The sequence below is a fragment of the Vibrio sp. YT-16 genome, from assembly GCF_033337405.1.
GTDB lineage: Bacteria > Pseudomonadota > Gammaproteobacteria > Enterobacterales > Vibrionaceae > Vibrio > Vibrio alginolyticus.
On the sequence record NZ_JAWOQQ010000001.1, the window covers coordinates 192,847 to 208,353 of the forward strand.

Here is a 15,507-nt window from a genome sequence, read left to right on the forward strand (position 1 = left end):
GTTTTTTTATACATACATTAGTTCAATTCTAGAAACTGTACTTGATGCCAACGGCGCCGCCAAGTTGCAAGTCAGCACCTTTGTAAAGATCTAGCTCTGGGTGTATTTGGCCATAAAGGTCCCAGCCGCGTGATAAATCCCAGTTCACACCAAGTGGTACTCTCACACCAAACTCGTCATCCCATTCATACCAGCCACCAACGCCGACATACCAAGTCACAGGCATGTTTTGATCGAATGTTCCACGCTTAGCGATGTAATCAAACGCCATACCATCGTTTCCGATAATGCCACGATATTTGTTATCTAACTCTACAACAACACTTAATTGTTGATCGACAGCCATACCAACTGATAGATCCGTTGGCTCGCTTGCCGCCATTGCCGTACTAGAAACTAGTCCCAAAACTAAAATGAATTTGTTCTTCATACACGTTATCAATTATTCAAAAAAACATTATTCGCTATTCAAACATAATGGCATATCAATATGTCAACGATGGGTAAGCTCGATGTATGAAAAAGCTGACAAAAGTAAAGATGAGTTTAGGATCACACTAAAAAAGGAACTGTCAGTTAATAAAATAGGAACTAAAAAAGGAGGCCGAAGCCTCCTTTTATGCATTACTATGAATGACTGCGATTAACCGTGGTTACGAATCCACTCATCCATTTCAGTTTTTAGGTTATCAGACTTAGTACCGAAGATAGCCTGTACACCACCAGCTACAACTACAACACCAGCAGCGCCTAGTTGTTTTAGCTTGTCTTGGTCAACAGCTGCTGTATCTGCAACTGCTACACGTAGACGTGTGATACATGCATCTAGACCAGTAATGTTAGCTTTACCGCCAAACGCTGCAACCAGTTCACCGCCCATATCAGAGCCAGAAGTTACAGCTGCACTTTCCGTTTCATCTTCACGGCCAGGTGTTTTTAGATCAAGCGCTGTGATTACACCACGGAACACTACGTAGTAAATTACTGCGTAAACTAGACCAACGGCAATCATTAGCACCATCTTCTGAGCGTTACCAGATAGAACTAGGAAGTCGATCAGACCGTGAGAGAAAGAAGTACCGTGTACAAAGCCTAGAGTGTTCGAAACGATGTATGCAGAACCAGCTAGTAGAGCGTGGATACCGTATAGTAGTGGAGCAACGAATAGGAATGAGAATTCGATTGGCTCAGTAATACCAGTTAGGAATGAAGTCAGTGCAGCTGACGCCATGATACCCATTACTTTTGCACGGTTTTCTGGTTTAGCACAATGAGCAATTGCGATTGCTGCAGCTGGTAGACCGAACATCTTGAACATGTAACCACCCGCTAGCTGACCGAAGCCATTACCAGCAGCACGAGATGCTTCATCAGCAACTAGGTAACAAGTTAGTACACCATTTTGAGCTTCACCGGCAGCGTTAACACAGGAACCTGCTTCGAAGAAGAACGGTACGTTCCATACGTGGTGTAGACCGAATGGGATTAGAGAACGCTCAACAACACCGTAGATACCGAATGCTAGCTGTGGGTTTTGGTGTGCAGCCCAATCAGAGAATGCAGAAATTGCACCGCCAATTGGTGGCCAGATAACAGAAAGGATAACACCTAGGATGATCGCAGCAAAACCAGTGATGATTGGCACTGCGCGCTTACCAGCGAAGAAGCCAAGGTACTCTGGAAGTTGGATTTTGAAGAAACGGTTGAATGCCCAAGCAGCCACACCACCGACAAGGATACCACCTAGTACACCTGTATCGATTTTCTCAACACCCATAACGCCCGCCATTACACCTAGCGTTGCCGTCATGATGCCGTAACCAACGATAGCTGCAAGACCTGCAACACCGTCGTTGTTAGTGAAGCCTAGAGCTACACCTACTGCAAATAGAAGTGCCATTTGGCCGAATACTGAACCACCAGCTTGTTCCATAAGATTAGAAACGATCTCTGGAATAAAGCTTAGATGGGCAGCACCCACACCTAATAAAATACCTGCAACTGGTAAAACTGATACTGGAAGCATCAGAGCCTTACCAACTTTTTGCAGGTTAGCAAAAAGGTTCTTAAACATGTTTATGCTCCTGATAAATTTATAAGTATTATTTGGGCACTAACGGCACACCCCCGTAGCCTAAAGGTTAGCACCCAATGAAAATGTAACCACAACTGCATTATATTTTCCGGCTCTAAATATATATTGATGACCCTCAAACTTTCCACACAGTTACGAAATTTAGTTTCAAAACAAGTCTTGGATCACACCCAAAAACAGCCGATGAAAAGGTTTGCATTGCACTTATATTACTGTTTTATAAAGAATTAATTATTTATATAATTAATTTTAAGGCGTAAATAAAATACGCCTCAATGTTATTTTTAGTAACAAAATTACATTTGTGATTTTTGAATGTTATTAAATCAACATTTTTAGTAAACATTAAACTCGTGAGCGTATCTGTTGTTTTTATCAACAAAAAAGGAGCCTAAGCTCCTTTTTTATGCTCTTATTATTTTTTCATCACAAAAAAAGATTTCGGAAGTTTTCGGTGGTTTTTTGTGCCACTTCAGAAAGAGAGCACGATTTGAGTTGCGCAATATAAGAAGCGACTTCGACAACGTAAGCGGGTTGATTCTCTTTGCCACGATGAGGGACAGGAGCCAAGTAAGGAGAATCTGTCTCAATAAGAAGCTTCTCTAAAGGTAGAGTCTTCACCACTTCTTTTAACTCTGTAGCTTGACGGAAAGTAACAATCCCCGAGATAGAAATATAAAACCCCAGCTCCAGTGCAGCTTCAGCAAATGGAAGATCTTCTGTAAAACAGTGGATAACACCACCACATTTCTCTGCCCCACCCTTACGCAAAATATCTAGAGTATCCGCACGTGCGTTTCTAGTATGGATAATTAAAGGTTTGTTGAGCTCCACTGCAAGATCAACGTGTTGCTCAAAGCGCTCTTTCTGTAACGCGGCCGTTTCGGGCTTGTAATGATAATCTAAACCCGTTTCGCCAATAGCGACGACTTTTGCATTCGACGCATGGTGGCGCAATACGTCCATCGAAAAGTCGCTTTCAACATCAAGTGGGTGCACACCGCACGAAGCATAAACATTGTCATAAGGCTCGATCATTTCCATCATTTTCGGGAAAGAATCCAGCGTTACTCCAACAGAAAGTAGCTCAGTTACGTTTGCTTGTTTAGCTTTGTTAATAACGTCTTCCACATTGATGTGGAGATCGTCGTAATTCAATTTGTCTAAATGACAATGAGAATCTACGAACATAATGCCTCTCGTGATTCAATTAACCAATTCATTGATAGTAGTTCAAGGTTCAGGCCAGGAAAGGCTTGCACCTGAGCTTTCAGGTTCATCAGCGCCTTCGCTGATGAGTACAAACCGTTATAGTTGTCCGGTTGAAACTTTGTCGCGCCCGGAAGCATTTGAGCTTCTGATACACCAAACTGCGCTTTCTGAGCATCTGTCAGTAAATACCATGCCCAGTCTAATGATTGCTCTGAGTGTTTAGCGATTAAAGAAGCACACTCAGAAACGTCTGAAACAGGCGAAGACATTGCCTTAATAAAACTGCGTTCAAAAGCCAAGTAAGCTTCGAGCTCACCATTATTTAACGCATCCAATGTTTTTATTGGAGAGCCCATATTCAGTTTTAAGACATAAGCAGGAACTTGCTTCGCCCCTTGTTCGTGCATCCATTGCATCGCTTGTTCCGCTGACGGAGGCGCAACAACCCAGTGTTGGCAACGGCTACGAATCGTTGGGAGCAGACGCTCCTGATTGTGGGTAACGAGCAAAAACAAGCACTTTGCCCCAGGCTCTTCTAGCGTCTTTAACAGCGCATTCGATGCCGACTCGTTCATAGAGTCCGCCGGTTCTATTACAAATAGGCGGTAACCATTAAGCTGAGATGATTCCTGAGCAAGACGGTTACAAGCGCGAATTTGGTCCACCGTTATCGCCTTTCCTTCTTTCTCTGGCTTGATCCAGTGTAAATCAGGGTGGTTTTGAGATTGATTTAGCTGGCAGCTATGACAAAAACCGCATGCTTCACTCGCGTAATTTTGGCAAAGAAGTACTTGGCTAAAAAACTCGATAAGTTTTTCGATGCCCAAGCCCTGCTCGCTTTGTAATAAAAGCGCACCTGGTATTCTGTCCGACTCTAACCCTACTTTGAGGTTATCCCATATTGGCTGTAGCCATGGATAATCATTTAACATGAGTCACCTAAATTTACGTTTCACTTATTGACGAGCTAGCCACTCGTTTAGAGCGTCCCGAATATCACGCGACACGCCTTCAATCGTCTGTTCTGCGTTAATGATAACGATGGAAGGATCGGCATGAGCAATCTCCAAATAACGCTCACGTGTACGCTCGAAGAAACTAATATCCATCTTCTCTATACGATCTAACTCACCACGCCCACGTGCACGCTCAAGCCCAACACGAGGGTCAATATCCATATAGAGAGTGAGAGCAGGTTTAAAATCACCAAGCGTTGTATCCCGGAGATTTTTCATTAACGATGCGTCAATCTGACGGCCACCACCTTGATAAGCTTGCGACGACATATCGTGTCGGTCACCAACCACCCACTGACCGTTTTCCAAAGCTGGTTTGATCACGTTCTCAACCAACTGAACACGTGCAGCGTACAGAAGAAGCAACTCCGTCATGTCCTTAAGTTCTTCGCCTTCGTGCTCTTCTTTCACCAGAGCGCGCATTTTTTCTGCTAGCGGTGTGCCTCCTGGCTCACGGGTATTTACGATATCCTCAATACCGGCCACTTTTAGCGTATCTAAAACGGTTTTAATCGCAGTGCTTTTACCCGCGCCTTCTAGGCCTTCAACGACAATAAAGTTTGCTTTCATCATTTGTTCTTTCTTAGTTCTCTTAAATAGGCACGAACAGCACGGTTGTGCTCAGCAAGGGATTTCGAGAATACATGTCCGCCCTTTCCACTTGCTACAAAATATAAATAGTTGCTGCTTTCTGGATTCAAAGCCGCTTCAATGGAAGCTTCACCAGCCATCGCAATCGGTGTTGGTGGCAAACCATTGATGGTATAGGTGTTATATGGTGTCGGCGTACGCAAATCTTTCTTACGAATGTTGCCATCGTAGGCGTCACCCATACCATAAATAACTGTCGGATCAGTTTGTAACCGCATACGTTTGTTCAATCGGTTGATAAACACAGAAGCGACGCGCTCACGCTCAGAATCAATAGCCGTCTCTTTCTCGATGATAGACGCGAGAATCAAGGCTTCATATTTATCCTGTAATGGCAGCTTTTCTTGACGAGCTTCCCAGCTAGCGTCCAGTATTTTATTGAGTTTTCGATGCGCTCGTTTTAATAACTGGCTTTCACTCGCACCCGCTGTGTAATGGTAGGTTTCTGCTAAAAACAACCCTTCTAGCTTTTCTCTCTCAATTCCGAGCTTCGCAGCCATTTCTTTTTCTGAAAGATCGGTTAAATCATGCTTTAAATAAGGAGCACTTTTTAGTTGATCTACCCATTCAGAAAAGCGGCTGCCTTCAACAAAAGTGATCGCAAACTGGTATTCTTTTCCAGTATTCAGATGCTCCAATGTTTGCGAAAGTGACATACCAGGCTCAAGTTGGTAAGTACCCGCTCGCACTTGCAACAATTCTGGATATAAGTGAGGAATTAAACGGATATACTCCGATGTTTCAATCACCTCATCTTCAACTAAGGCGCGCATGACATGATGAAAGCTTGTACCACTTTCTACAGTAAACAGCTGAGGTTGTTCCAATAGAATAGGCTTTTCAACGTATTGTTTAGCCTGTGAAATTATATAAAAAACAGCTGCTGCGCCTATCACTGCAATCAGCACAACAAAAGCCAACAGTTTTTTAATCACGTAGTTAAATTCCCTTGCAGTCGTTGAGTCAATTTTCCTATCGGAAATATAGTCTTAGAGTTCGATGTCACTATGCTGCGAATAGGTGCGACACCTAATATTGAGTTACACATGAAAGCCTCGTCAGCACTCAGAAAATCTGGAAGTATAAAACGCCCCTCGATGACTTCAATATGACTTACTTTAAGTAATTCAAGCACCTTACGACGCATTACGCCCGTAACGCCTGATAAGGTCAGCTCCGGCGTAAATACTTTATTACCTTTAACCCAAAAAAGGTTGGCCATTGTAGTTTCAATGACATGGTTTTGCACATTTAACGTTATTGCATCTGCAAACTCTGTATTGTCGATTTCAGCCTTGGCGAGAATCTGCTCTAAACGGTTGTTGTGCTTATGTCCAGCAAGTAAAGGTTGAATCCCTAGACGAGTATTACAAACGCCCAAGTCCACACCTTGTTCTTGCCAAGATGAATAATGAGAAGGAAACGCAAAATTGGAAATCGTCACGATAGGGCCTTCAATCCCATTAGGGCTATACCCTCGCCCGCCAATACCGCGGCTAACGTGAATCTTCACCCCCGCTCGTGCGTCAGATAAAACCGCTTTGCTTGCCCAATCATGCACAACTTTCCAGTCAGGTGAAGAGATCTTCAAAGCGTCAAGGCAAGCACTCATGCGCTCAGTATGTTCTTGCCAGTAAACCAACTCTCCATTTTGGGTCAGGATGGTGGTAAAGCCTCCATCACCGTATTGGAATGAGCGATCACCTAGCTCTACATGCGTTTGCGGAACTCCATTTACCCAAAACATTCACGTACCTTCAAATTAGCAGACAACAAATAAAACAAAACGGCTCAATGCTAAGCATCGAGCCGTTAGAATACAAGTTTCGCTTATCTAAATTAGGTTAGATAGTGTTACTCAGCGAACTTCTTGAAGATCAAAGAACCGTTTGTACCACCAAAGCCAAACGAGTTACAGATAGCGTACTCCATACCTTCAACTTTGCGCGCTGTATGCGGCACAAGGTCGATGTCTAGACCTTCTTCTGGATCATCAAGGTTAATGGTTGGCGGAACAATTTGGTCAACCAAAGACATAACCGTGATAATTGCTTCAACAGAGCCAGCAGCACCTAATAGGTGACCCGTCATCGACTTAGTTGAAGACACAAGAACTTGCTTCGCACCTTCTTCACCAAGAGCACGTTTCACGCCCTTGATTTCTGCAACATCACCAGCAGGAGTAGAAGTACCGTGAGCATTCACATAACCTACTTGAGTACCTGTGATGTTAGCGTCACGCATCGCCGCTTCCATCGCAAGTGCACCACCAGAGCCGTCTTCGCTTGGAGATGTCATGTGGTAAGCATCACCAGACATACCAAAACCAACCAGTTCTGCGTAAATCTTCGCGCCACGTGCTTTTGCGTGTTCGTACTCTTCAAGCACCATCATGCCAGCACCATCACCTAGAACAAAACCATCACGGCCTTTATCCCATGGGCGAGACGCTTTTTGAGGCTCTTCATTACGAGTAGATAGTGCTTTAGCTGCACCGAAGCCAGCCATGCCAAGAGGCGTAGAAGCTTTTTCTGCACCACCAGCAACCATCGCATCTGCATCGCCGTAGGCAATCATACGTGCTGCATGGCCGATATTATGCAGGCCAGTAGTACATGCGGTAGAAATCGCGATATTTGGACCACGAAGACCACGCATGATAGATAGGTTACCTGCAACCATGTTTACAATGGTCGAAGGAACAAAAAATGGGCTAACTTTGCGAGGGCCTTTGTCTACTAATGCAGTATGGCCAGTTTCGATAAGGTCAAGACCGCCAATGCCTGAGCCGATAGCAACACCAACTCGAGCCGCATTTTCTTCGGTAATTTGTAAGCCAGAGTTATCAAGAGCTTGAATACCCGCTGCAATGCCGTACTGGATGAAAAGGTCCATCTTACGAGCATCTTTTTTAGACATGTACTCTGTGCAATCGAAATCTTTAACAAGACCTGCAAAACGAGTTGAGAAGTTCGTAGTATCAAAGTGCTCGATATTTACGATACCACTTTGACCTTCTAGCAGGGCTTTCCAAGATGATTCTACTGTGTTGCCTACCGGTGACAACATACCCATGCCAGTGACAACTACACGACGCTTGGACACGATATAATTCTCCGGGAATTGAATATTTCTATGAGAGGATAGAAGAAGTTAGAAAGAACACAGGCGGTCTAGGAGACCGCCTGGGAGAGCTAATTACTGAGCGCTGTTTACGTAGTCGATTGCAGCTTGAACAGTAGTGATCTTCTCAGCTTCTTCGTCAGGAATCTCAGTGTCGAATTCCTCTTCTAGAGCCATAACTAGTTCTACAGTGTCTAGAGAATCAGCACCTAGATCGTCAACGAAAGAAGCTTCGTTTTTAACTTCTGCTTCGTCTACACCTAGCTGTTCAACAATGATTTTCTTTACGCGTTCTTCGATGTTGCTCATTTTTCTTTTCCTTTACAGATTTCGCCTAATGCGATGATTCCGTAGTTTATTCGAACTATTGAAAGTTGCAAGGGGGTCCTTGCTGGTCAAACCACAAAATTAGCGAATTTAACCGAATTTCAATACATTTTTGACTTAAATCATGCACAAATCTTGCGCATAAGCATGACAAGTTCATGACAGTTAACTGCAACTATAGGCTATTTTTCACAATGTAAAATAGCTTATTTTGCATAAACTGTCGCATTAAACCATGTACATGCCACCATTTACATGCAAAGTTTCACCAGTAATGTACGCTGCTTCAGGAGAAGCAAGGAAAACTACTGCTGATGCAATTTCACGTGGGTCACCTAAACGACCTGCTGGCACGTTCGACAATGTTGCCGCACGTTGGTCATCATTTAGTGCCTTAGTCATGTCAGTTTCGATGAAACCAGGAGCAACAGTGTTCACTGTTACACCACGAGACGCAACTTCACGAGCCATTGATTTAGTAAAACCAATCACGCCCGCTTTCGCTGCTGCGTAGTTAGTTTGACCAGCATTACCCATGGTACCAACAACAGAGCCTACGTTGATGATACGACCCGCACGTTTTTTCATCATACCGCGTAAAACCGCTTTAGACATGCGGTAGATTGGCGTTAGGTTGGTATCGATGATGTCGTTCCACTCATCATCTTTCATGCGCATCAATAGGTTGTCACGAGTAATACCAGCGTTATTCACCAGAATATCGATCACACCAAATTCTTCGTTGATCGTTTTTAATGTCGCTTCGATAGACTCGACATCAGTCACGTTAAGCGCTAAGCCTTTACCGTTATCACCAAGATACTCGCTGATAGCAGCCGCACCACTTTCAGAAGTAGCAGTACCGATAACCGTAGCACCTCGCTCGACAAGAAGTTCCGCGATCGCGCGGCCAATACCACGGCTTGCGCCGGTAACTAGCGCGATCTTACCTTCTAGATTCATCATGTTGTGTTTCCTTTTCTTATCGCAAATTTATCGCTTGATGGATTACTTCGCAGCGTCTAGCGATGCGATATCATTCACTGCGGCTGCAGTTAGCGTTTTCACGATACGTTTTGTTAGACCTGTTAAAACTTTACCAGGACCAAGCTCAAGAAGATTTTCTACGCCTTGTTCGTGCATCAGTTCAACTGTCTCAGTCCAACGAACTGGGCTATGTAGCTGACGAACAAGCGCATCTTTGATTTTTGCAGGATCTGTCTCAGCAACCACATCAACGTTGTTGATAACTGGCAGCTGTGGTGAGTTAAATTCGATAGACTCGAGAGCTACAGCAAGTTTTTCCGCTGCTGGCTTCATAAGTGCACAGTGTGAAGGTACTGAAACAGGGAGAGGAAGCGCACGCTTCGCACCAGCTTCTTTACATAGCGCACCAGCTCGCTCTACTGCGTCTTTGCTACCAGCGATAACGACTTGACCAGGCGAGTTAAAGTTTACTGGAGAGACCACTTCGCCTTGCGCTGCGTCTTCACACGCTTTTGCAATCGCATCATCAGCCAAACCGATAATCGCGTACATTGCGCCAGTACCAGCTGGTACTGCTTCTTGCATAAGTTGACCACGTAATTCAACCAGCTTGATGGCTTCTTTAAAGTCAATAACACCCGCACATACAAGTGCTGAGTACTCACCTAGGCTGTGACCGGCTAGGTTTGCTGGTTGCTCTAAGCCAAGTTCCTGCCATACACGCCAGATTGCAACAGATGAAGCTAGCAAAGCTGGTTGAGTACGGAAAGTCTCGTTTAAATCTTCTGCAGGTCCATTTTGAACAAGCGCCCATAGATCGTAACCTAGTGCGTCAGATGCTTCTGCAAATGTTTGTTTTACTACGTCATATTGTTCGCCTAGTTCTGCAAGCATACCTACAGCTTGAGAACCTTGACCTGGAAATACGATAGCAAACTTGCTCATGTTGTTTTCCTTTAAGCAAAGTAAAAAGAAATAAGATGCACCAAGTGCACCTTAAATTTTGAATTCTTGTGAAACTTAGAACTTCACAAGGGCCGAGCCCCAAGTGAATCCGCCGCCAAACGCTTCAAGAAGCAGAGTTTGACCGCGTTTAATACGACCATCACGTACCGCTTCATCTAGTGCTGTTGGCACCGTCGCAGCTGATGTGTTGCCGTGTTTATCAAGTGTAATCACGACTTGGTCTAGTGACATCGAAAGTTTCTTCGCTGTCGCTGAAATAATGCGGTAGTTCGCTTGGTGCGGCACTAGCCAGTCTAGTTCAGACTTATGCATGTTGTTGGCTTCAAGCGTATCTTTTACTAGTTTCGATAGCTGAGTGACAGCGACTTTGAATACTTCGTTCCCAGCCATATGAAGCCATTTATCCGCATCTTGCCCCCGCACAGGTACAGGTAGGCTTAGAAGCTCTCCGAATTGACCATCCGAGTATATGTGGGTAGAGATAATGCCAGGCTCTTGGCTAGCGCCTACGACAACGGCTCCGGCACCATCACCAAATAGAATAATGGTTGAACGGTCTGTCGGATCACACGTTTTAGACAAAGCATCTGAACCAATCACAAGTACGTTTTTGCACATACCAGATTTGATATGTTGGTCTGCAACAGATAATGCGTACACAAAACCAGAACAAGCAGCGGCTAAGTCAAAAGCTGGACAACCTTTAATGCCAAGCTTTGCCTGCACCTGACACGCAGATGAAGGGAAAGTATGGCTACTGCTCGTTGTGGCTACGATAATCAGGTCGATATCGTTTTTATCAATACCCGCCATATCGATAGCGTTTTCAGCTGCGTAGAATGCCATGTCTGCTACAGTCTCGTTTTCTGCAGCAATTCGACGCTCTTTAATACCCGTGCGAGCAACGATCCACTCATCACTTGTATCTACCATTTTCTCTAGATCTGCGTTTGTACGCACCTGAGATGGCAGGTAGCTGCCAGTACCTAAAATTTTGCTATACATGAAGACTAATAATGCCTCTCGAGTAAAACCGCTTCCAAACGATCGCTAATACGGCTTGGTACTTGTCGTTTGACCTCGTGTACTGCCTCGCCAAGTGCATTGACAATCGCAGATACATCCGCACTTCCATGGCTTTTTATGACAATGCCGCGCAATCCTAGCAAACTTGCGCCGTTATACTGGTCGGGGTTCAGTGTTTTTAGTTCATTAAACAGCCTAGAAAACAACTTTCTAGCTATCCAACCCTTTATCGTTGATGCCATTATGCTGGTTTTAATTTTTTCGATAAAAAGTTGAGCTGTTCCCTCACTGGCTTTTAAGCATACGTTGCCGACAAATCCATCACAAACAATGACGTCAGCAACATCATGCAAAATTTGATTACCTTCAATATAACCGACAAAGTTAATCGCATCGGTCTGAGAAAGCATTTCTGCGCAACGTTTGACTAAATCGTTACCTTTAATCTCTTCTGCGCCAATATTGAGTACAGCAACGCGAGGAGGACGACCCAAGTGTTCTTCAGCTAATGCACTGCCCATTACAGCAAATTGGAACAAGCTATCAGCATCGCACGATACATTCGCCCCCAGATCTAGCATCCAAGTGCGCTTTCCGGTAATCGTCGGTAAAGCGGAAACCAAAGCAGGACGTTCAATGCCAGGAAGTAACTTAAGAATGAAACGCGATAGTGCCATTAATGCACCGGTGTTGCCACCACTAACACAAGCATCCGCTTTCTGCTCAGAAACCAAATCGATAGCCATACGCATAGAACTATTTTGGCTATTACGTAACGCCAATGAAGGTTTTTCTGAGTTCGAGATAACTTTCTCGCTGTGAAGAATAGTCAAGCGGGAACTGGTCGAGGTACCGAGTTGAGATAATTGAGACGTGATCAGAGATTGATCACCAATAAGAATCACTTTTAGCTCTGGGAAATGAGACAGTGCCTGCACGGCGGCAGGCACTGTTACGCGTGGACCGAAATCCCCGCCCATTGCATCAAGTGCAACGGTAATACTTTGCAAAGGTTCAACCTTACTTGTTGATAACCTTTTGACCACGGTAGTAACCTTCAGCAGTTACGTTGTGGCGTAGGTGAGTTTCACCAGAAGTCGCGTCTACAGATAGAGCAGCTGTAGTTAGCGCATCGTGTGAACGACGCATACCGCGCTTAGAACGAGTTTTACGGTTTTTCTGTACGGCCATTGACCCTACTCCTATACTATTGGGTTAAAAACCTGAAGAAGAATCGGCTACCACACCTATTACTTTTTCAGACTTTTCAAAACGTCGAATGGATTCGGTTTTTCTTCCTCAATTTCTTCAGGAATCTCACCAAAAACCATGTTATTTGAATCAACGCTACAATCCGCTTCATCGTGCATCGCAATTTGAGGTAATGCTAAGATGAACTCGTCTTCAACAAGTTGTATGAGGTCTAATTCACCATATTCATTTAGATCTACCAAATCATAAATTTCTGGTGCTTCCTGTTCTGTTTTCTCACCGTAGTAAGGAGTAGAAAGGAATTCAACTTCGCACTCATGTGCGAATACCTCATTACAACGCTGACACTCTAAATCGACTTCGATGTTAGCTTTACCAGAGATAACAACGAGTCGCTGTTCATCCATCCCAAATGACAATGAGACTTCTGCGTCGCGTTTTACGCCTTCAGTTGTTTCCACTAAGCGCTTGAAAAGACTAGCTTGGATGATGCCATCGTAATCCAATCGTTTCTGTGCAGCTTTAGCTGGGTCAACCGTTCGCGGTATTTTTACCTTTTGCATAGGGCGCGAATATTATCTTCCAAATCAAAATTAGTCAAAGAAAAAGGCAAAAAAGTTGTACTTTTTTACGCTTAACATACAGAGCATTAGCCAGAATCATTTTTGATCGATTATCCTATTGGAAATGCTCCCACGAATTGTAATTCAAAATGAAAAATTACCAACTGGTTTTAGCCTCAACTTCCCCTTTTCGTAAACAACTGCTTGAAAAGCTCTCACTACCATTCGTTTGTTTACCACCTGATTGCGATGAAACACCTTTTGACCAAGAAACGCCAACTGAACTTGTGCAGAGACTGGCCCAAGAGAAAGCAATATCTTGCCAGACGGATAAAGCAAGTTTAGTTATCGGCAGTGACCAAGTTTGTGTCATTAATGGTGAAATCGTTGGCAAGCCTTTAAATAGAGATAACGCGATAAATCAACTTTTGGCTCAAAGTGGAAAAGTCATCACTTTCTATACTGGTCTTGCGGTACATAACACCGTCACAAACCATACAGAAGTCGGCTTTGATTCTTTCGAGGTGCACTTTAGAGATTTAACGCTTGAACAAATCGAACGCTACGTCGACAGGGAAGAACCTTTTTACTGCGCAGGCAGCTTTAAAAGCGAAGGCATGGGAATTTGCTTGTTTACGAAATTAGTCGGTAAAGACCCGAACACACTTGTCGGACTACCATTGATTGATTTGATTGATATGTTGCATGTTCAAGGACTCGATGTCCTTTAACTCAAATACGATAAAAGGGAGCCACAGGCTCCCTTTTGCATCCGCGAGGAAAACATGGTTACGCGTTTCTTAAACCCGCCAACACTTTTTCTAGTTTCGGTTCCATCGGTGCGTTGATTTCCATCCACTCATCATTTGATGGGTGTTGGAACTTGATGTTTGCCGCGTGTAGGAACAAACGATCTAAACCAACTTGACCTGTGTAAGCATCAAAGCGACGATCACCGTAGCGATCATCCCAAGCGATTGGGTGACCAGTGTATTGCGTATGAACTCGTATTTGGTGAGTTCGACCAGTAATCGGACTCGCCTGAATCAATGTAGCTTGTTCGAACTTTTCCAAAATCTTAAAACGCGTTTCTGACGGCTTACCATTAGGGTTAACACGAACAATACTGTTCACTTCGTTTTTGAGCAGTGGCGCGTTCACAACCTTACAACTGCTTTTCCATTGCCCCATGACAAGAGCTAAGTAAAACTTCTTTACTGTCTTTTCACGAAACTGGGCTTGCAAGTGACGAAGTGCAGAACGCTTCTTAGCAACCAGCAAAATCCCTGAAGTATCACGGTCAATACGATGCACAAGTTCAAGAAAGCGAGCTTGAGGACGCAGAGCCCTAAGCGCTTCAATCGCACCAAACTTTAAACCACTGCCACCATGCACAGCGGTGCCAGATGGTTTGTTTAGAATCAACATATGATCATCTTCGAAGATAATCATCTTTTCCAACTCAGCGACTTTGTTAAGTTTCGTACTTGGTGCGACATCGTCATCTTTTTTCTCGACGGTCACCGGTGGAATACGAACGAGATCGCCTGCTTTTAACTTGTACTCTGCTTTTATACGCTTTTTATTTACGCGCACTTCGCCCTTACGCACAATTCGGTAAATCATGCTTTTAGGAATGTCTTTTAATTGGTTGCGCAAAAAATTATCAATGCGCTGACCCGCCATATCTTCGTCGATATCGACGAACTGGACTTTTGTTCTTATTTCGTTCATGGGCGGTATTGTAAACTCAATTTCGTGCGACTTCACATTATTCTTGTCGTAAAAGAAACACTCCGTGGCACATACTGGTCTAAATTTCGCCAAGCTTTTGTTTAAATTATTAAAACTCTCAATCAAGTTCTCAATTTGTTTTCTGTCTTGAACAGTTTGCACATCTCAATTGCTTATGAAACAGCCAGTTATAAAATAGAAATTTTGAGTTTAGCGGCAAATTTTCTATCGTTTGCGTGAAAGCAGATTGCTGATAGCCACGCGCACTGCTATAGTTCACAGCTGCTAAGGAAGGTTTGGTTACATTTTATTCATTACCAATCATTTATCCTCAAGCAATGTGAGTAGATCGTTGAAGGTCGAGTGCAGCATTGGCGTGAGACACATCGAATTCAACACTCTTGCCACCCTACTCCTCGCATATTCACGTTGAGTACCTACCGCCCAAATAGCGGGTCACAAGTCTACGTTTCCAACAGAAACCACAAGAGGCTTGTGATGACTGAAGTGCCCGAGAGCATCCCCTTCCAGCCGGGAGGCTGCAAAATACAAGCCATGGGATCAGGCACCGTGAAAGAGCGAAAAAACAGTGGCA

At 44.0% G+C, this 15,507-nt stretch carries 17 protein-coding genes; 1 reads left to right on the top strand and 16 read right to left on the bottom strand.

The window, feature by feature from the left end:
• Nucleotides 1-28 precede the first annotated feature (28 nt).
• From R7F07_RS00840 to yceD, 15 genes are all read right to left on the bottom strand, one after another.
• Entirely contained in the window at nt 29-430 is a 402-nt protein-coding gene (locus tag R7F07_RS00840; protein WP_005372960.1) for a hypothetical protein, read from the bottom strand.
• A gap of 213 nt (nt 431-643) precedes the next feature.
• Nucleotides 644-2,074 carry a PTS glucose transporter subunit IIBC gene (gene ptsG / locus R7F07_RS00845; RefSeq protein WP_005372959.1) on the bottom strand — a complete coding sequence of 477 codons (1,431 nt, stop codon included), beginning with the start codon at nt 2,072-2,074 and terminating at the stop codon, nt 644-646.
• A gap of 447 nt (nt 2,075-2,521) precedes the next feature.
• Nucleotides 2,522-3,286 carry a TatD family hydrolase gene (locus R7F07_RS00850; protein WP_054577648.1) on the bottom strand — a complete coding sequence of 255 codons (765 nt, stop codon included), beginning with the start codon at nt 3,284-3,286 and terminating at the stop codon, nt 2,522-2,524.
• Nucleotides 3,277-4,239: a DNA polymerase III subunit delta' gene (locus R7F07_RS00855; protein WP_171342886.1), complete on the bottom strand. Its 963-nt coding sequence runs from the start codon at nt 4,237-4,239 to the stop codon at nt 3,277-3,279. Before R7F07_RS00855 ends, R7F07_RS00850 begins: the two co-directional genes overlap by 10 nt.
• Nucleotides 4,240-4,263: 24 nt before the next feature.
• On the bottom strand, nt 4,264-4,896 hold the full coding sequence (gene tmk / locus R7F07_RS00860) for a dTMP kinase (protein ID WP_171342885.1): 633 nt from the start codon (nt 4,894-4,896) through the stop codon (nt 4,264-4,266).
• Nucleotides 4,893-5,909, bottom strand: coding sequence for an endolytic transglycosylase MltG (mltG, locus tag R7F07_RS00865; RefSeq protein ID WP_005372950.1), 1,017 nt, complete (start codon nt 5,907-5,909; stop codon nt 4,893-4,895). Before mltG ends, tmk begins: the two co-directional genes overlap by 4 nt.
• Nucleotides 5,906-6,721 (bottom strand): aminodeoxychorismate lyase, encoded by an 816-nt coding sequence (pabC, locus tag R7F07_RS00870; protein ID WP_054577645.1) that lies wholly within the window; start codon nt 6,719-6,721, stop codon nt 5,906-5,908. Before pabC ends, mltG begins: the two co-directional genes overlap by 4 nt.
• A 107-nt stretch (nt 6,722-6,828) precedes the next feature.
• Complete coding sequence (gene fabF / locus R7F07_RS00875; protein WP_005372948.1) at nt 6,829-8,079, bottom strand: beta-ketoacyl-ACP synthase II; 1,251 nt, start codon at nt 8,077-8,079, stop codon at nt 6,829-6,831.
• A gap of 93 nt (nt 8,080-8,172) precedes the next feature.
• On the bottom strand, nt 8,173-8,406 hold the full coding sequence (gene acpP / locus R7F07_RS00880) for an acyl carrier protein (protein ID WP_004406112.1): 234 nt from the start codon (nt 8,404-8,406) through the stop codon (nt 8,173-8,175).
• 246 nt (nt 8,407-8,652) lie between these two features.
• Nucleotides 8,653-9,387 carry a 3-oxoacyl-ACP reductase FabG gene (gene fabG, locus R7F07_RS00885; RefSeq protein WP_031781117.1) on the bottom strand — a complete coding sequence of 245 codons (735 nt, stop codon included), beginning with the start codon at nt 9,385-9,387 and terminating at the stop codon, nt 8,653-8,655.
• A gap of 45 nt (nt 9,388-9,432) precedes the next feature.
• Nucleotides 9,433-10,356, bottom strand: coding sequence for an ACP S-malonyltransferase (fabD, locus tag R7F07_RS00890; protein WP_005387313.1), 924 nt, complete (start codon nt 10,354-10,356; stop codon nt 9,433-9,435).
• Between the two features lie 75 nt (nt 10,357-10,431).
• Nucleotides 10,432-11,382: a beta-ketoacyl-ACP synthase III gene (locus tag R7F07_RS00895; protein WP_017821385.1), complete on the bottom strand. Its 951-nt coding sequence runs from the start codon at nt 11,380-11,382 to the stop codon at nt 10,432-10,434.
• A gap of 5 nt (nt 11,383-11,387) precedes the next feature.
• Nucleotides 11,388-12,413, bottom strand: a complete 1,026-nt coding sequence (gene plsX / locus R7F07_RS00900; protein ID WP_017633846.1) for a phosphate acyltransferase PlsX — start codon at nt 12,411-12,413, stop codon at nt 11,388-11,390.
• Nucleotides 12,414-12,423: 10 nt separating this feature from the next.
• Nucleotides 12,424-12,594 (bottom strand): 50S ribosomal protein L32, encoded by a 171-nt coding sequence (rpmF, locus tag R7F07_RS00905; protein ID WP_005396978.1) that lies wholly within the window; start codon nt 12,592-12,594, stop codon nt 12,424-12,426.
• A 59-nt stretch (nt 12,595-12,653) separates the two neighbouring features.
• On the bottom strand, nt 12,654-13,178 hold the full coding sequence (yceD, locus tag R7F07_RS00910; protein WP_005387307.1) for a 23S rRNA accumulation protein YceD: 525 nt from the start codon (nt 13,176-13,178) through the stop codon (nt 12,654-12,656).
• A 149-nt stretch (nt 13,179-13,327) separates the two neighbouring features.
• Between yceD and R7F07_RS00915 the strand changes: the two genes are divergently transcribed.
• The gene (locus R7F07_RS00915; RefSeq protein ID WP_054729223.1) at nt 13,328-13,909 is read left to right on the top strand and encodes a Maf family protein; all 582 of its coding nucleotides are present in this window, start codon (nt 13,328-13,330) and stop codon (nt 13,907-13,909) included.
• A gap of 58 nt (nt 13,910-13,967) precedes the next feature.
• On the opposite strand, the gene rluC is transcribed toward R7F07_RS00915, so the two are convergent.
• Nucleotides 13,968-14,912, bottom strand: coding sequence for a 23S rRNA pseudouridine(955/2504/2580) synthase RluC (gene rluC / locus R7F07_RS00920; RefSeq protein ID WP_171342884.1), 945 nt, complete (start codon nt 14,910-14,912; stop codon nt 13,968-13,970).
• Nucleotides 14,913-15,507 lie beyond the last annotated feature (595 nt).